This window comes from Bradyrhizobium sp. 23AC, from assembly GCF_054863025.1.
Genome location: NZ_JAVAYN010000010.1, coordinates 230,417 through 246,344, shown reverse-complemented (window position 1 = coordinate 246,344; position 15,928 = coordinate 230,417). Strand labels below are relative to the sequence as shown.

Annotated in this window: 16 protein-coding genes; 5 read left to right on the top strand and 11 right to left on the bottom strand. The window is 62.6% G+C overall.

Going from position 1 to position 15,928, the window contains the following annotated elements; genetic code table 11:
- Positions 1 to 174 precede the first annotated feature (174 nt).
- On the bottom strand, positions 175 to 603 hold the full coding sequence (locus tag RAD10_RS24000; protein ID WP_461619494.1) for a hypothetical protein: 429 nt from the start codon (positions 601 to 603) through the stop codon (positions 175 to 177).
- A gap of 541 nt (positions 604 to 1,144) precedes the next feature.
- Here RAD10_RS24000 and RAD10_RS23995 point away from each other — a divergent pair.
- From RAD10_RS23995 to RAD10_RS23980, 4 genes are all read left to right on the top strand, one after another.
- Positions 1,145 to 2,650, top strand: coding sequence for a CHASE3 domain-containing protein (locus RAD10_RS23995; protein WP_461619493.1), 1,506 nt, complete (start codon positions 1,145 to 1,147; stop codon positions 2,648 to 2,650).
- Between the two features lie 34 nt (positions 2,651 to 2,684).
- Positions 2,685 to 2,981: a GFA family protein gene (locus tag RAD10_RS23990; protein ID WP_461619492.1), complete on the top strand. Its 297-nt coding sequence runs from the start codon at positions 2,685 to 2,687 to the stop codon at positions 2,979 to 2,981.
- 1,422 nt (positions 2,982 to 4,403) lie between these two features.
- Entirely contained in the window at positions 4,404 to 4,781 is a 378-nt protein-coding gene (locus tag RAD10_RS23985; protein WP_461619491.1) for a hypothetical protein, read from the top strand.
- A gap of 41 nt (positions 4,782 to 4,822) precedes the next feature.
- Positions 4,823 to 5,479 carry a hypothetical protein gene (locus RAD10_RS23980; protein ID WP_461619490.1) on the top strand — a complete coding sequence of 219 codons (657 nt, stop codon included), beginning with the start codon at positions 4,823 to 4,825 and terminating at the stop codon, positions 5,477 to 5,479.
- Between the two features lie 318 nt (positions 5,480 to 5,797).
- On the opposite strand, the gene RAD10_RS23975 is transcribed toward RAD10_RS23980, so the two are convergent.
- From RAD10_RS23975 to RAD10_RS23940, 8 genes are all read right to left on the bottom strand, one after another.
- Positions 5,798 to 5,998 (bottom strand): hypothetical protein, encoded by a 201-nt coding sequence (locus RAD10_RS23975; protein WP_028142198.1) that lies wholly within the window; start codon positions 5,996 to 5,998, stop codon positions 5,798 to 5,800.
- A gap of 294 nt (positions 5,999 to 6,292) precedes the next feature.
- Positions 6,293 to 8,434 (bottom strand): flagellar biosynthesis protein FlhA, encoded by a 2,142-nt coding sequence (gene flhA / locus RAD10_RS23970; RefSeq protein WP_461619489.1) that lies wholly within the window; start codon positions 8,432 to 8,434, stop codon positions 6,293 to 6,295.
- Between the two features lie 335 nt (positions 8,435 to 8,769).
- Positions 8,770 to 9,072: a copper-binding protein gene (locus RAD10_RS23965; protein WP_461619488.1), complete on the bottom strand. Its 303-nt coding sequence runs from the start codon at positions 9,070 to 9,072 to the stop codon at positions 8,770 to 8,772.
- A gap of 16 nt (positions 9,073 to 9,088) precedes the next feature.
- Positions 9,089 to 9,565, bottom strand: a complete 477-nt coding sequence (locus tag RAD10_RS23960; RefSeq protein ID WP_461619487.1) for a cupredoxin domain-containing protein — start codon at positions 9,563 to 9,565, stop codon at positions 9,089 to 9,091.
- An 8-nt stretch (positions 9,566 to 9,573) separates the two neighbouring features.
- Positions 9,574 to 10,905 carry a copper oxidase gene (locus RAD10_RS23955; RefSeq protein WP_461619486.1) on the bottom strand — a complete coding sequence of 444 codons (1,332 nt, stop codon included), beginning with the start codon at positions 10,903 to 10,905 and terminating at the stop codon, positions 9,574 to 9,576.
- Between the two features lie 13 nt (positions 10,906 to 10,918).
- Complete coding sequence (locus tag RAD10_RS23950; protein ID WP_461619485.1) at positions 10,919 to 12,358, bottom strand: TolC family protein; 1,440 nt, start codon at positions 12,356 to 12,358, stop codon at positions 10,919 to 10,921.
- Between the two features lie 9 nt (positions 12,359 to 12,367).
- A complete protein-coding gene (locus tag RAD10_RS23945) occupies positions 12,368 to 12,652 on the bottom strand; it encodes a hypothetical protein (protein WP_461619484.1) in 285 nt (94 codons plus the stop codon).
- A gap of 73 nt (positions 12,653 to 12,725) precedes the next feature.
- Positions 12,726 to 13,172 (bottom strand): hypothetical protein, encoded by a 447-nt coding sequence (locus tag RAD10_RS23940; protein WP_461619483.1) that lies wholly within the window; start codon positions 13,170 to 13,172, stop codon positions 12,726 to 12,728.
- Positions 13,173 to 13,322: 150 nt separating this feature from the next.
- Here RAD10_RS23940 and RAD10_RS23935 point away from each other — a divergent pair, with 150 nt between their 5' ends.
- Complete coding sequence (locus RAD10_RS23935) at positions 13,323 to 14,588, top strand: MFS transporter (RefSeq protein WP_461619482.1); 1,266 nt, start codon at positions 13,323 to 13,325, stop codon at positions 14,586 to 14,588.
- Here the strand turns inward: RAD10_RS23935 and RAD10_RS23930 are convergent.
- Both RAD10_RS23930 and RAD10_RS23925 read right to left on the bottom strand, forming a co-directional pair.
- Positions 14,585 to 14,992 carry a DUF4864 domain-containing protein gene (locus tag RAD10_RS23930; RefSeq protein ID WP_461619481.1) on the bottom strand — a complete coding sequence of 136 codons (408 nt, stop codon included), beginning with the start codon at positions 14,990 to 14,992 and terminating at the stop codon, positions 14,585 to 14,587. The genes RAD10_RS23935 and RAD10_RS23930 overlap by 4 nt on opposite strands.
- A 66-nt stretch (positions 14,993 to 15,058) precedes the next feature.
- Positions 15,059 to 15,697, bottom strand: coding sequence for a TetR/AcrR family transcriptional regulator (locus tag RAD10_RS23925; RefSeq protein ID WP_461619480.1), 639 nt, complete (start codon positions 15,695 to 15,697; stop codon positions 15,059 to 15,061).
- Positions 15,698 to 15,928 lie beyond the last annotated feature (231 nt).

Sequence of the window (15,928 nt, the reverse complement as noted above, 5' to 3'; positions counted from 1 at the left end):
CGGAGTGGGAGTGTCGGCTCTCGGGCGGACTTGCGACCGCTATAAAGGCAACCATCCAGTCTTTAAGATTTCGAGTCCCACCTAGGTAGAGCCATGGTGTCGTCTCTTCGCACAGCGCTGGCGCATACTTCCTGAACGCGCACTCCGGCGGCAGTGGATAGCATTGTTGCCTGATCAGTCATTCGCGCCGACCTCCGTAAAAAGGAACCCGGCCGGCGTCTTGGTAAAGACGAAGATGAGCTGACTGCAGAAGACGAAGTAATTGTCATTGTTCTCTTGATCGCGATCGTAGACGGCCTTGCCGCGCTGGACACACGCGCGATTTTTCTCCGTGAACGAGGTCGGATAGGTCTTGGCGCGAAATTGCGCGGCGTCGCGAATTGCGCTGTCGTTCATGAACGGCAATCGTGTCATACCGGCGACGGCGGCGGAATCGTTTGTTCTCAGCGCCGCACGAAACTTCTCGATGAAGCCATCGAATTCCTTCTGCAAGGCAGGAGAAGCGACGGCTTTCTTCGGCGTCTGGGCGACGGCTGGAGCAAGGTTCACGAGAGCGGTTGCGAGCATAATTCTCGGCAAAAATCCCACGGGTCGGCTGTCCATCAATCAAGGTCTTCCGACTGATCCAAATCCATGGTGTTCTGTCGCGTCAAGGACTTTCTGGCTCTTCGGCGCAGCATTAACGCCGCCCAGGTGTGGACCAACAGCATTTGCCGGAGCATGCGCTGGAATGTTTTGCCGCGCCAGCTTAAGGCAGAAGTTGGCCCGTCAAACACAATGTTACTGATGGTCGCGCGCGATTTATAGTCGCCGCGGCGAACCTGCGCATTCTGTTAGCCGGGATAGCGACGCAGATCCTGCAGATCGTCGGCCTCCCGCTCGCTGGCGGGATCGTGGCACTTGAGATGATCTTTCGCGGAACATTGGGTGTCATGAAGGTCGCGTCGATATGACGGCCCTGTTGTGTCCGACGGCACGCAAAAGTTTCCCGTTGCCCGACGAGACACACTGACTGCGCTCCACTCCGGAGGCTGCGCCGCTTTGCCCCGTCCCGGTCCCATACCAATTCTTGCGAACGCCATCGCTTGGGAGCAATCTTGAGCTAGCTGTCTGGTCGGTCGCGGACTTCGGCCTTGAGGGTCAGGTGCCCCAGTTTTCGAGTTTACTGATTTTGCACAAATTGATGGCGGCATTTGCCGCCGTGGTAGCAGTCATATTCGTGAGCGGCGCAATAGTTTACGACAGACTTAGCGTGATCGAAGGGGCGAAAAACCGGCGGGTCCATACCACTGACGTGTTGGACACGTTAGAGGCGGCAGTGGCCGCAGCGCTGGATCAACAAACTAGTTTACGCGGCTATTTGATCAGCGGCGACGAGAAGTTCTTGGACCCGTACCGCAGAGGCAGCGCCGACTTCAGCGCGGCAATCCGAAAATTAAGAGAACAGACTTCGGATAACCCAGGCCAGCAAGGTCGTCTAGATGAATTGAATAAGCTGGCGATGACTTGGCGCGTCGAGACCGCTGAGCGGGAGATCGCGCTAATGGCGCATCCCACGACTCGGGAGCAGGCGCGGACGTTGGAGGGGGCGACCGGCAAAGCTGCCATGGACGCAATCCGCGCCAAGGCGAGCGAAATCGAGCAGGTTGAGCGCGATCTGTTGGCAAGGCGTGACGCCGTACAGAAGTTGGCATACGCTACTGCATATACGGCAACCGTGATGGGCGCCGCAGCCTCGCTCATGATCGCAGTGTTGATGGGCATACTACTCACACGCGCGATCGCGCGGCCGATCACAGGCATGACCGGGGCGATGGCGGCACTTGCCAAGGGAGACACGAGCATCGACGTGCCTGGAATTGATCGGCGTGACGAAATCGGCGCAATGGCGGCCGCGGTCAATGTTTTCAAGAAAGGCATTATCGAACGCCAGAAGACACAGGTCGAGCTCGCTCATGTCAGTCGCGTAGCCACAATGGGGCAGCTGACGGCCTCGATTGCCCATGAGATCAATCAGCCGATCTCGGCTGCGCTTACTAACGCCGACGCCGCCTTGAACTGGCTCGCCGCGGACCCACCAAACCTGGACAAGGGCCGCGAGTCCCTCCACCACATTGTCACAGATTGCCAACGAGCTGGCGACATCGTCCACCGGATCCGCGCTATGGTCAGGAAAGCGCCGTTGCCCAAAAGTCGGCTCGACGTCAACGCAGCCGTTCTGGACGTCATCGCCATGGTCCGGAGCGAGGCGGTGAGGCATGGAATCTCGGTACAGATACAACTCGCTGAGGACCTGCCGCAAATCGAAGGTGAGCGCATTCAGCTGCAGCAAGTGCTCCTTAATCTGATCCTCAATGCCGTGGAAGCCATGAGCAGCCTTGAGGATGGCAAGCGGGAGTTGCAGATCAGTACCGAAAGGGATGTTGCAGGCGGCGTGCTCGTCGCTGTACGGGATTCGGGCCCGGGGCTCGAGCCGACGAATGCGGAACGTGTTTTCGACGCGTTTTACACGACCAAGTCCAACGGCCTAGGCATGGGGCTTGCCATCTGTCGGTCGATCATTGCGGCTCATGGCGGACGATTGTGGGTCACCCTGAATAAACCGCGGGGCGCCGTCTTCCAGTTTACCCTCACTCCCCTTCAGGACTAGGCCAGGCCTGCGCGGCTGCTGAGTTTTGCGGCCGATGCTCGGGATGTGCGAGATGGGCCGAGCGATTGTTCGGGGAGGACCCAAGGTCTACGTCAGCAAGCCCGAGAGTGGCGAGGACGCGAAGCGCGCCTTCTGTCCGGAGTGTGGAACGCCGCTTTGGAGCGTACCCCCTGGTGCGCCGTTCACGACGGTCAAGCTGGGCGCATTGGATGACAATTCTGACCTTATCCCTGGACTGCATCTATTCGTCTCATCGGCGGCTCCCTGGCATCGCATGCATGAAGGGCTTCCGCAGTTTCCAAAGATGCCGCCTTCGCCGCCGCCACAATAGAGATGCTCGACCTCGAGTTCGGCTTTTGGCCCAGCGCTAACCACAAACTATGGCATCGCCGACGGGCAAAACACGCAAGATGCCGGTCAATCACCTCAGTCGAAAATATTCTACTTCACCGAAATTCGGAAATGGCGTATGTGTCGCGGCAACCCGGCCCAAGGAAGAGGGGCGTATCGCGATCGTCACGAACGCGGGCCGGGCGGCGGTGGACGTCGATTGCATCGGCGCGAAGAGCTTTCGCAGGGCGGGCAACCGTGAGCGAGGGCGTCGCGCACACGACCGGTGTGATCGGCGTACGGAAAAATCGTGTCGTCCTGGCGCCCGGGGTCTGTGCGCCAAGTCTTGCGGTGGTGTGGAAGCCCAACCGGGCGAGCGCATCAGCCATCCGCAAGGCGACGGGGGCAATAGTGCAACGCTCCCCGGGGAGAACACGACATAAGCCGTAAGCCCACTGCGCAGGGAAGGCCGGGATGTCCCGGTTGCCCTGTGGTCTTTCCGCCTGTGCTTTTGACACACGCAGATCTTGCGCACAGGCGGCCATGGGAGCCAACCGGCTCCCAGCCTTCCTTGCGCCCTTTTCAATTGAGGGCGAAGCGATCAAGCAAAGCTCGGGCGAAATGCGCCGCGAGGATGTGAAGGTGTGTCTCCACGTCGAGAGCGAATACGGAATGCTGCCGCGAGCTCTCACCGTCACCCTGAGGTGCGCGCGCTGCGGCGCGACAGCGACGCAGAGCAAGCCTCGAAGGGCGACGGCCCGGCTGCACCAGCTTGGCCATTCATCCTTCGAGGCTCGGCATACGATGCGTTCGCATCGCACGCCTCGCACCTCAGGATGACGGGACGGACACTGTCAGTGCGGAAAGATTTCTGGATGGCTTGACTTCGGGCTTCGGCGGACAAGCCGCTCGCAATGACGATGTTGATGCAGCTGTGCGCCAAACTCCGCTCTCGTGCCCCGGACGCAGCGCAGCGCCTCTTCGGCGGTGCGCTGCAGAGCCGGGGTCCATGTGGCAGCACGTGCTGTGGCTTCCTGGGTCCCGGCTCTGCGCAGCAGCGTAAGGACGCTGCAGCGCGTCCGGGACACGAGTGGGGGCGCTGCTACTTCACACATTGCGAGGAGCCCTTGCGACGAAGCAATCCAGACTGCCTCCGTGGTGGGATTTAGAATTGCTTCCGCCTTGGCCAACGGCTTCGGCGGGCAAGTCGCTGCGCTCGCCAAGACGGAGAGGAGGCGGTATCGTGACGCGACGAGCTCGCGGACGAGATCATCGCAAAGTGGACCGATGCGGGGGATGAACGATTGACGCCGACGGAGCGGAAGAGTGGGCGAGCAGAAAAATTGTGGGTCTTGTGCCGTTTGGGGGAGATGGAGATGCGGGAGCAGTCGGTGCCGGAGCGGTGTGACCAGTGAGGAGTCTTGTGATTGTTCGCCTCTCCTGGACGTTCCTCATTGCCCTGGTGGTGCCAGTTACGGGGAATGCATCAGCTGAAGCACAGCAGCTCTCTCTTAGAGTCAAGGGAGCAAGTTTCACCAGGACGATCGATAATCATCAAGCGCTAAAAATCCGCCTCAATGAAAATTCGAAAGCGGACTTTGCGGAATTTTCCGCGCGATACGTCGGTCGGCGAATTGAATTCAGCGTTCAGGGGCGTTCCTTGATGATCGCTCGCATGATGACCTCATTTCTAAGTGGAGAGATTCAAGTGTTAGTAGACCAGAAGGATGCCGCGGATGAACTGACCGTCAGCCTGGTAACGGGAAAAACAACGATGGAGGTTCGCGTTCTTGACGAATGAAGCCGATGAAAAAGGCCGATGGGTCAATGGAGTCGCGCTAGATGAGTGATGCGTATCGCAAGGGCTCAAGCCGCGCTCATTCGACGGTGCGTACGGTATTGATGTCGTTGATGGCCATTACCTTAGCTCAGACGCCAGCGGCGCGATGCGCTGAGATAAATGATCCGTCGGGGAGAACGATGGTGAATGTGAGTCCTCCGACAACGGCCAACGAGGTTCTCCGAAATTTTAAGATTGCATTCGATAATGAACTGTTCTTCCGAGACGATTTCTATAGCGAAGACAACCTCGAGAGATTCTTTGCTGCGGATCGCATCTCTTGGAACGAGGTGACGCCCGCTCGTACGTCGGGATACATACGGTCACGCCTGCCGATATCCCTGTTCCTGATCCGCGGAACGATTGACGCGCACTGGAATGTGGTGCCTGGCGCAAAAAAGCGTACTGGCGGCACTATAGACACAAATGTGACGGCGGATTTGTTCATTCAGATCTTCGGGAAACCAGCGAAGACGACCGACCCGTATGCCGAAGACAGTTCGTCCCATCCGACCCCTCTGGCAAAGAAAACTCATCCACTCGGCAATTTAGCCGTGGAATACAAGTTTAATCGTCCTCGATCGACTGCATCTTTGAATTGTCGCTTCAACGGCGATGGAACCGTGAACGGCTGCAGTTTTGGGAGCGCGGAGAAGTAGCGATAGCCATCCAGCTTGGTTCAACCGTCCTACAGGATCCGTCATTGCGAAAAGCTCGCGACAAAAGTGCGGAGCCATTTCGCGCTGACGCGCCGAACTTGTCCGCGCTGAGGGATTCTAGAGTGTGTCCGCCTTCATCAAAGGCTCTGACGGGCCAGTCGCTCGCAATGACCGACGCACCCCAGACATGAGAAAGCGCCCGTGGGGGGCGGGCGCTTTCTGTAGTCGACTTGGGGTTGGGGTCGTCTACATATCCACGTGGCGACTTTGGGGGGCTGGTAAAGAGCCGCGTGAATTCAAAAAACTCGTCAGATCTCCTTAGCGAACGAGGGACGCATTCGCGCTGGTGATAACAACCGGCTTGTCGGCCTTGATGACGCGGGCGGTCTGGGTCAGACCTTCGTCCGAACCCGTGCGTGCCGTGATGCCGAGGCCCGCCACCGCGATCCCTGCGACGAGGGCGACGACCACGACTTTCAAATGGGTCGCGCGATCTGCGCTGTAGATCGAGTGGTTCATGGAAGCCTCCTGCCGCCATCTACCCGAAGTAGTCGCCGGCCGTTTCAGGCAGGTTCATGCTTCCGGTGCCCAACAACGTAGTATTGGGGGGATTCGTTCCCAAGAGGCCATCACAAGAGCGTGACAGGACGTGAAAGATCGCGATCAAAAGCGACCCTTGATCGTGCATTTTTGCAATAATTTCAAAGCTGTAATGTACTTGTCAGGCGCCTTGCCGAGGATTGGTCCACAAGGCGCCAGGAATTCAAAAACCATTTGCCTGTGGCTGAAAAACACACGGCTTCTTAAGGCAAATCAGATGCTTCCGACCGTTTTCAACCTCGCCCTGGGGTGGATCTCGGCCTGCGACAGCACCGTCGTCTGGGCCCGGAACCGCTCCACCAGGGACCGGACGAAGGGACGAATTGCCGCAGAGGTGACCAGCACCGGCGCCTCGCCTTCGCGGGCGGCGCGCTCGAATGCCTCGCGCACGCCGGTCATGAACTCCGACAATTTCGAGGGCTGCATCGCAAGGCTCCGCTCCTCGCCCTGGCCGATGATGGATTCGGCGAAGGCCTGCTCCCACCGCGCCGACAGCGCGATCAGCGGCAGATAGCCGGCATAGGAGGTGTTCTGCGCGCAGATCTGCCGCGCCAGGCGGGCCCGGACATGCTCGACCATGGTGGCGGGATTGCGCGAGAAGGCGAGCGAATCGGCGATGCCTTCGAGGATGGTGGAGAGGTCGCGGATCGAGATGCGCTCGGCGAGCAGGAGTTGCAGCACGCGCTGGATGCCGGAGACCGTGACCTGTCCCGGCACGATGTCCTTGACCAGCTCGCTCTGCTCCTTCGGCAGCTCCTTGAGCAGCTTCTGCACCTCGCCATAGGACAAGAGGTCCGACATGTTGGCCTTGAGCAGCTCGGTGAGGTGGGTCGAGAGCACGGTCGCGGCGTCGACGACGGTGTAGCCCTTGAGCGAGGCCTCTTCCTTGAGGCTGGCGTCGACCCAGGTCGCGGGCAGGCCGAAGGTCGGCTCGGTGGTGTGGATGCCGGGCACCTGTACCTGGCTGCCGCCGGGGTCCATGACCATGAACTGGTTCGGCCAGATCTTGCCGGTGCCGGCGTCGACCTCCTTGATCTTGATGATGTAGGTGTTGGCCTCGAGCTGGACGTTGTCGAGGATGCGCACCGCAGGCATCACAAAACCCATCTCGATCGCGAGCGAACGGCGCAGCGCCTTGATCTGCTCGGTGAGGCGGTCGGTGCCGTCGGGGCCGTTGACCAGCGGCAGCAGCGCATAGCCGAGCTCGATCTTGAGGTCGTCGATCTTGAGCGCCGCCGAGATCGGCTCTTCCGCCGCGGCAGCGCCGGGCGCTCCCGGGACACCGGCGGCCGGTGCGGCCATCGCGGCTTCCTCGGCCTGAACGGACGTCTTCTTGTGGTTGCGGGCGTGCCAGGCCAGCGCGCCGGCGCCGGCGCCGAGCGCCAGGAAGGGGATGGTCGGAATGCCCGGCAGGGCGGCCAGCACCAGCATGACCGCCGAGGACATCGCGAGCGCCTGCGGATAACCGGAGAACTGCTTCATCAGCGCCTTGTCGGCGGCGCCGGAGACGCCGGCCTTGGAGACGAGCAGGCCGGCGGCGGTCGAGACGATCAGCGCCGGCACCTGGGTGACGAGGCCGTCACCGACGGTCAGCAGCGTGTAGCTGCGCCCCGCGTCCGCAAAGGACATGCCCTGCTGCGCCACGCCGATAATCATGCCGCCGACGACGTTGATGAAGACGATCAAGAGGCCGGCGATGGCGTCGCCGCGGACGAATTTGGAGGCACCGTCCATGGCGCCGAAGAAGCCGCTCTCGTCCTCCAGCTCCTTGCGGCGGTGCTTGGCGACCTTTTCGTCGATCAGGCCGGCGCCGAGGTCGGCGTCGATCGCCATCTGCTTGCCGGGCATGGCGTCGAGGTGGAAGCGGGCGGCGACCTCGGCGATACGGCCCGAACCCTTGGTGATGACGACGAAATTGACGATGATCAGGATGGCGAAGACGATGATGCCGATGACGAAATTGCCGCCCATCACGAAGTTGCCGAAGGCTTCGATGACGTGACCGGCGGCAGCCGTGCCCTCGTGCCCGTGCGACAGGATCAGCCGGGTCGAAGCCATGTTGAGCGACAGGCGCAGCATGGTCGAGATCAGCAGGATGGTCGGGAAGGCCGAGAATTCCAGCGGTGTCTGGATGAACAGCGAGGTCATCAGGATCAGGATCGAGAGCGTGATCGAGATCGCCAGGAACAGGTCCAGCACGATCGCGGGCAGCGGCAGGATCAGCACCACCAAGATGGTGAGGATGCCGAGCGCCAGCGCGATGTCGCCGCGCTTGAGGACGTTGACGATCTCGTTGAGGGAGGGGATCGAGGGCCTTGCGGTGCCTACGCCCTGTCCCGCGGTGACGTCGACCATGGTAGCTGCCTCCCCGCGCGACTGCCGTCCGCGCGCCCCAAACGTCTGCGCGGCGGCCGAAGGGCCGCCGTTCCGAAAGTGAGGCACCGCACTGGCGTCCACGGGAGCTCCCGTTCTACGCGGCTGACGACACTCGACTTCACCCGGCAATTTTTGCCCGGTGTATGGTTAGCAAAGGGTTAACGCGGGGGCGGGAAGAGTGCGGGGAGGGGTATTTCGGGGGGCGCGGGTAGGGCGCGCCGTCGTTCCGGGGCGGCTCGTAGAGCCGAACCCGGAACCTCGGGATTCCGGGTTCGCGCCAGGTGGCGCGCCCCGGAATGACGGTTGATGGGGCGCTACTTCGCCTTGTCGATCTTGGTCACCGTATACCCCGTCGCCGCCTCCTCGGCCTCGAAGGTGACCTTGTCGCCGACCTTCACCTGCTTGAGCAAAGCGGGGTCCTTGACGCGGTAGACCATGGTCATGGGGTCCTCCATGCCGAGGCTCTTGGCCGGCCCGTGCTTGAGCGTGATCTTGCCGGCGCCCTCGTCGATTTTCTTGACTTCGCCGCTGATCGAGGCGGTCCCCGCCGCGAGGGCGGCAGTGGTAAGGCCGACAGTCAGCGCCAGCGCAGCAGTGATACGAATGATGCGGTTCATGGGAGTCTCCTTATCGCTACTTCACGGTGACGTGGCCGACCATGCCGTAGTCGCGATGGTCGGGAATGAGGCACGAAAATTCGAACGTGCCGGCCTTGCTGAACTTCCAGAGGATCTCGGCGGTCTTGTTCGGTGCGAGCCTGACGCCGTTGGGATCGTCGTGCTCCATGTGCGGATGCTTCTTCATCTCCACGGCATGCGCGAGATTCTCTTTGGTGGTGGCGAGCAGGAATTCATGGTCCTCCTTGCCGACATTGCGCAGCAGGAAGCGGACCTGTTCGCCGCGCTTGACCTCGATTTTGGAAGGTGCGTAGTCCATCTCGTTCAGCAGGATCTCGATCGTGCGCGCGGGCTTGTTGGGATCGCCGGGCTCGCCGGCCGAAAAGGTCGCGTGAACGTGCTTGTCGTGAGCAAGGACCGGCGCGGTCAAAAGCGCTGCCAGCGCGAGGCCGAGCTTGATCGTCTTCATCGTCATCTCCAGTTGGTGGTTCATCGAAACGCTCACATTTTCATCTTGTGCGTCGGCTTGCCCGGCTGCCGCACTGGTGCCGCATCGGGCGCCTCGACCTCGTAGGCGACGGTGCCTTGCGGAAACTTGTACGGGCCCGGATCGCGATAATCGTCACGCGCGAGGTCCTCGCGGATCTTCATCACCGTGAACATGCCGCCCATCTCGATCGGGCCGAACTGGCCGGTACCGGTCATCATAGGCAGCGTGTTGTCGGGCGCGGGCATCTCCATGTTGCCCATCGCCATGCCGGTCGAGCCCATCGCCATGCTGTCAGGTGCGAGCTTGCCGACGGCCTTGGCGAGGTCCTTGCGCGACACGCCGATCAGGTTGCGCACATCGTGCCCCATCGCATTCATGGTGTGATGCGATTTGTGGCAGTGGAACGCCCAGTCGCCGGGATTGTCGGCGAGCACGTCGAACACGCGAACCGCGCCAACCGGCACGTCCGTCGTCGTCTCCGGATATTGCGCGCTCTCCGGAACCCAGCCGCCGTCGGTGCAGGTCACCGCGAAGGCGTGGCCATGCAAATGGATCGGATGGTTGGTCATGCTGAGATTGCCGATGCGTACGCGCACCTTGTCGCCGAGCCTGACCGGCAGCGGATCGATGCCGGGAAACACCCGCGCATTCCAGGTCCACATGTTGAAGTCGGTCATCTCGTTGACCAGCGGCAGATAGGTGCCGGGATCGACGCGATAGGTGCTCATCACGAACACGAAGTCGCGGTCGACGGGTCGGAAGTTCGGATCGCGCGGATGCACGACGACCATGCCCATCATGCCCATCGCCATCTGCACCATCTCGTCGGAATGCGGGTGGTACATGAAGGTCCCGCTCTTCCTCATCTCGAACTCGTAGACGAAGGTCTTGCCGGGCTGGATGTGCGGCTGGGTCAGCCCGCCGACGCCGTCCATGCCGCTCGGAATGATCATGCCGTGCCAGTGCACGGTGGTGTATTCGGGCAGGCGGTTGGTGACGAAGATGCGGAGCTTGTCGCCCTCGACCGCCTCGATGGTCGGGCCCGGCGACTGGCCGTTATAGCCCCACAGATTCACCTTCATGCCCTCGGCGAATTCGCGCACTACGGGCTCGGCGACGAGATGGAATTCCTTCCAGCCGCCATTCATGCGGAACGGCAGCGACCAGCCGTTCAACGTGACGACGGGGCGATAGTCGGGTCCGCTGACGGGATGCAGCGGCGGCTGCATCACCACCTTGTCCATGTGCGCAGCTTCCGGGATAGATGCCGCCTGCACGCGGCCTTGCACCGCGGATGCACCGACGAGCGCGGCGGTGCCCAAAAATCCTCTGCGGGAAAACATGCTGGCCTCCATCTCAGTGGCCGCCGTCGGCAGGCGCTGCCGCGGCGATGGTGGTTGAATTGTCGCCGCCCGCAGCAGGCGCGCTGCCGCCATTGACGGCGGTCTGCAGGTCGGACTGGGCTAGGAAGAACCGTTGCCGGGCATCGATCGCGCCGCGCAGCGAGGCCAGACGCTGTCGTGCTTCGGTGAGCAGCGCAAAGATATCGACCTGCATGCTGGAGAAGCGGAGCTGCATCTCCTCGGTGATGATCTTGCGCAAGGGGATGATCTCGCGCTGGTAGTGGCTGGCGATGTCGTAGTTGGAGCGATAGACTCGATAAGCATCGCGCGCTTCCGAGCGCACGTTCACGGCGCGCTCGGTCAGGCGGTTGAAGGCGAGATTGTAGATCTCTGCCGCCTGTCGCATCCGCACTTCGCCGCCGTCGAAGATCGGGATCTGGAACTGGACATCGAAGCCGCGTTCGCGGAATGGCGCGCCTTCGGGATCCCTGGTGCGGCGGGAGATGCCGGCGAGATCGAGCAGCGTCACGAAGCGCGTCGCCTCGCTGAGGTTCAGCGACTTCGCCAGCGCCGTCAGCTCCAGCCGGGCGATCTGCAGATCGATGCGATGGGCCACCGCATCGGCCTCGATCGAGGGCAGTGCCTGCGGCCGGCGCGGCAGCGGCGGCAATTGATTGGGCAAACGGAAGTCGAGGCCGCCGTCCCACAATCCCATCAGCCGTGCGAGCCTCTCGCGCGCACTCGTCGCAGCCTGGCGCGCGGTGGCGAGGTCGGCGGTGGTCTCGGCGTAAAACACCTGTTCGCGGGCCTGGTCGAGCTTGTTGAGCGAGCCGGTCTCGCCCAGCTTGACGGCAAGCTGTGCGGTCGATTCCGCCGTTGCCTTCGCATCCGTCAGCAGCGCCACCATCTCGTTGCCGGCGACAGCGCGCACGTAGGTGCCGCGGACGTCGGCGGCGAGCCGCAACGTCGCCAGCGCCGCGCGCAACTGCGCCTGGCGGAACCGGTCGCGGGCAATGTCGGAGCGGAATGGCAGGGTGGCGAGCGCAAGGATGTCGCCGACCACCTGGCGCTCGATCTCGCTGGCGCCGTTGCCCGAGATCCGCGAGATCGAGAACACGGGATTGGGCGGCAGGCTCTGCTCGACCAGATCGGTCTCGGCCAGCGCCAGCTCGTTATAGGCGGCTTGCAATCCCTTGTTGTTGAGCAGTGCGATCTGAACGGCGGCCTCCACGCTCACCGCCCGCGATAATAACTGGCGAACGCGCGCGTCAATCGCGCCCGCTGCCTCGGGCGTGCGAACGAAGGCGACATCTTTGTTGATGGTCTGGCTCGTCAGATCGGAGACCGCGCTCATGCCGCTGTCGGGCGAGAACGCGGCGCAGCCGGCAAGTCCGGGTGCGCAAAGGCCGAGCGCGGCGAGAATGAGCAGGCTTCGCGCGAATTGATGCGCCATGGCGCGCTCCTACCGGTCTTGCTTCGGTCGCGGCGCGACGGCGTCGTTGCGGTCGCGCCATGGCGCCGGCGCTGCAGGCCGCAGGCTGGTGTAGGGCGCAATGGTCGAGTGATAGCCGACAGGCGCGACCTTCGCCGAGGGATCAGCGGGATCGGCGCCGGCGACTTGCGTGGTTGCCGGCATGCAGCCGGACAGTGCCAGCGCAAGTGCGGCCAGCAGCGGCCAATAGAATCGAAAGTGTCGTCCACGCACCGCGGATGCGGCGGCGAACTTCGCCCCGGAAAGCGTAAGCATGATTCATCCCAGATCTGGAGACCACAGGTCCGCGCGCGCAAAAGCGCGCACGGCCCGAAATCGTCGTGTCAGATCAAGCGATGGGAGGACGGTAGTGCAGGGGCGGCGCCGCGCTGTGCAGGCTGGCCACGATCTCGGGCGCACAGGCGGAGACGGGCTGAAGCGGCTTGGCGAAGCCAGGCAGATCGGCCGGCAGCGCGCTGATGCACATCATCGCGCAGCACGGTCCCGCTGTGCCCTTGCCGCCATGATGATGCGAAGAAGCGGGCGCGTCCTGCGCGGCGGCCTGGTGATGCGCGTGTGCCCCCGCGTGATCGTGCGAGGTGCCGTCGTGCATGTGACCGCCCGGCATCTGGTGATGCACCGGCACGAGATCGGCCAGCAGGGACTCATCGAGACACGGCGCCGGGCCGCTGCCCCAGGCGAGGCTTGCCGCCGGCGCGAGCACGCAGAACAGATAGGCGAGGGCAATGAAGCGCCCCACCTTGATCCGCATCGATCGTGTCAATCGCAACAACATTCCGCCGACATGCTTTTCGCGCGGCGATTTGCTCACGCGGATTGCAAACTAATGGCAAATCGCGCGTTCGCCAAGCTGCTTCTTACCGCAGTGCACCGCGCATGCCCAATATCGCGCCACGATGCTTGACCCTGTGACGATCCGCGGGCCATGTTCCGCCCCGTGCACGCGCCAAATCACTCCGGACAAACGCCTGGAACATTCAGCCCTGATTCCCGTCAGGCCTGGATACGGCTTGTGCTTGCGCTGGTGATCGGCTCGATCGGCGGCGTCGGCATGTGGGCGATCGTGGTGATGCTTCCCGCGGTGCAGGCCGAATTCTCCGCCACCCGGGGCGCAGTGTCGCTGGCCTTCACCCTCATGATGTTCGGCTTCGGGCTCGGCGGCGTGATCGCGGGCAAGATCACCGACCGGTTCGGCATCGTGCCGGCAATGGCGATCAGCATCGCCTTCCTCGGCGTTGCCAATGTGCTCGCGGGGCTGTCGACCCAACTCTGGCAGTTCGTGGCGGCCTATTTTCTGATTGGGCTCGGAACGTCCGCGACGTTCGCGCCGCTGATGGCGGAGGCTTCGCACTGGTTCGAGCGTTATCGCGGCCTCGCCGTGACCATCGTCGCGAGCGGCAATTATTTCGCCGGAACGATGTGGCCCCCGATTGTGAACTGGGGCATGCAGACCATCGGCTGGCGCTACACTCATATCGGCATCGGGCTCGTCTGCGTCAGCTTGATGACGATCCTGGTTCTGGTGCTACGTGCACAGATGGGCGACGACAAGGTCCAGGACCACGCCAATGCGCCGCCGCCGCGCGTCGATCTCAAGCTGTCGACCAACACGCTGACGGTGCTGCTCTCGATCGCCAGCATCTCCTGCTGCGTCGCCATGGCGATGCCGCAAGTGCATATCGTCGCCTATTGCGGCGATCTCGGCTACGGCGTGGCGCGCGGCGCCGAGATGCTGTCGCTGATGATGGCCTGCGGCATCGTCAGCCGGATCGGCTCGGGCTTCCTCGCCGACAAGATCGGCGGCATCCGCACGCTGCTGGTGGGATCGCTGGCGCAGGGCTTTGCGCTGGTGTTCTATCTGTTCTTCGACAGTCTCGCCTCGCTCTATCTCATCTCCGCGATGTTTGGCCTGTTCCAGGGCGGCATCGTGCCGAGTTACGCCATCATCGTGCGTGAGGCGATGCCGGCGAGCGAAGCCGCAACGCGCGTCGGCATCGTGATCTTCGCCTCGGTGTTCGGCATGTCCTTCGGCGGCTGGGTGTCGGGCATCATCTTCGATGCGACCGGTTCCTACGCCGCGGCATTCGCGAACGGTGTGGCGTGGAACGCGCTCAATATCGGCATCGTCCTGACCCTGCTGATCCGCTCGCGGATGAAGTCGGTCAGGACCGGACCGGGCTTCGCAACCTAAACCGCCTGTCCCGCCTTCAGCAGCGAGCAGCCGGTGATCTTGTAGCTGCCGTCCGCCTGCTGCTCGAGCGTGTAGAGCGCTTCCCAGGCTTCGCCATTGGCGTCGATGATGTGAACGCGCTGCGCAATCCAACCGCCTTCGCTCTTGCTCTCGCCAAATTCAAAACTCTTGTGCCGGTAGACCGGCGCGTAACCGTTCTGCACCATGGACAGGAATATGTCGGGCGCGGGAAAGATCTCCTTGATCGCCGGTGCGGCATGGGAATAGGCGGCGCTTGCATCGTCGCGGACGAAGGCCTGCTCCTGGGCGCGGATGACGCCCTGCGCCGTCGCGACATCGTCGGCGCGTGCTGAGATAGGGGTGAAGACAATACTGATAGCGACGAGCAAGGCGGCAATGCGCATGACAGGCTCCGCGTTGAAATCCCGGCAATGCTGATCCTAGCATGACCTCGGGGAAATACGGGCGCGCTATCGCTTCCGTTTCACCGCCAGCTTCGTTGGCTTGGCCGCGCGCGCCTTGGTCTTGGCAGCGGATTGTACCCGCAATCCGTCGACGAACACGTCGAGCAGGCGGAGCACCGAGGATTGCCATCCCCGCTGATCGTGCATGTAGCACATCCCGAAAAACGCCCGCAGCAGGTCCTCCGGGCTGATATCGGCGCGCATCTGGCCGGCTGCGACCGCGCGCTCGAGCAGCGAGCCGATCGCCTTGGTCAGCCGGTCCATGGAGAAAACGGCAAGTTCCGACGAGCTCTGATATGCCAGCGCCAGCGCGGCTAACATGCCTTTCTTGGTGGCAACGAATTCGACGGCGGACTGCAGCCAGCGCCGCAGCGCCTCGACCGGATCCTTGGCGGTTCGCAGATGTTCGGCAAGCTCGCTGAGCTGCTCGACCTCGCGCCGGTACACCGCCTCGAACAGATCCTCACGCGTCGGAAAATGCCGATAGAGCGTGCCGATGCCGACGCCGGCGCGCTTGGCCACGGCCTCCAGGCTGGCCTCCGGGCCGCCCGCGTTGAACACGGCCTTGGCCGCTTCGAGCACGCGCTCGCGATTGCGCACGGCATCGGCGCGGGGTTTCCGGGTCTGGTCGCTGTGGTCGTCCATATCAGGCAATGTAGATCACGAATTGGTTAGATTGAACCCTTGTTGAACCCTTGCCGGCCTGCATCGCGTTGGTGGCGCACGGGCTTTTGACCAATTCCAATATTTTTCCACTGGCCCTTGTTAAGCGGAGGGAGCCTCCGTATCTTCGCCTAGATGTTGGCCGGCTTCTGCCCGCGTCAACGTAGATCGACGGCGGCCACGGCGGTGGCGCGCTGCGCGATCACTCATGTC

Coding starts and splice junctions, on each gene's coding strand:
- RAD10_RS24000 (WP_461619494.1), bottom strand. CDS start 603: ATGGACAGCCGACCCGTGGGATTTTTGCCGAGAATTATGCTCGCAACC.
- RAD10_RS23990 (WP_461619492.1), top strand. CDS start 2,685: ATGCTCGGGATGTGCGAGATGGGCCGAGCGATTGTTCGGGGAGGACCC.
- RAD10_RS23980 (WP_461619490.1), top strand. CDS start 4,823: ATGAGTGATGCGTATCGCAAGGGCTCAAGCCGCGCTCATTCGACGGTG.
- RAD10_RS23975 (WP_028142198.1), bottom strand. CDS start 5,998: ATGAACCACTCGATCTACAGCGCAGATCGCGCGACCCATTTGAAAGTC.
- flhA (WP_461619489.1), bottom strand. CDS start 8,434: ATGGTCGACGTCACCGCGGGACAGGGCGTAGGCACCGCAAGGCCCTCG.
- RAD10_RS23965 (WP_461619488.1), bottom strand. CDS start 9,072: ATGAACCGCATCATTCGTATCACTGCTGCGCTGGCGCTGACTGTCGGC.
- RAD10_RS23960 (WP_461619487.1), bottom strand. CDS start 9,565: ATGAACCACCAACTGGAGATGACGATGAAGACGATCAAGCTCGGCCTC.
- RAD10_RS23955 (WP_461619486.1), bottom strand. CDS start 10,905: ATGTTTTCCCGCAGAGGATTTTTGGGCACCGCCGCGCTCGTCGGTGCA.
- RAD10_RS23950 (WP_461619485.1), bottom strand. CDS start 12,358: ATGGCGCATCAATTCGCGCGAAGCCTGCTCATTCTCGCCGCGCTCGGC.
- RAD10_RS23945 (WP_461619484.1), bottom strand. CDS start 12,652: ATGCTTACGCTTTCCGGGGCGAAGTTCGCCGCCGCATCCGCGGTGCGT.
- RAD10_RS23940 (WP_461619483.1), bottom strand. CDS start 13,172: ATGTTGTTGCGATTGACACGATCGATGCGGATCAAGGTGGGGCGCTTC.
- RAD10_RS23935 (WP_461619482.1), top strand. CDS start 13,323: ATGTTCCGCCCCGTGCACGCGCCAAATCACTCCGGACAAACGCCTGGA.
- RAD10_RS23930 (WP_461619481.1), bottom strand. CDS start 14,992: ATGCGCATTGCCGCCTTGCTCGTCGCTATCAGTATTGTCTTCACCCCT.
- RAD10_RS23925 (WP_461619480.1), bottom strand. CDS start 15,697: ATGGACGACCACAGCGACCAGACCCGGAAACCCCGCGCCGATGCCGTG.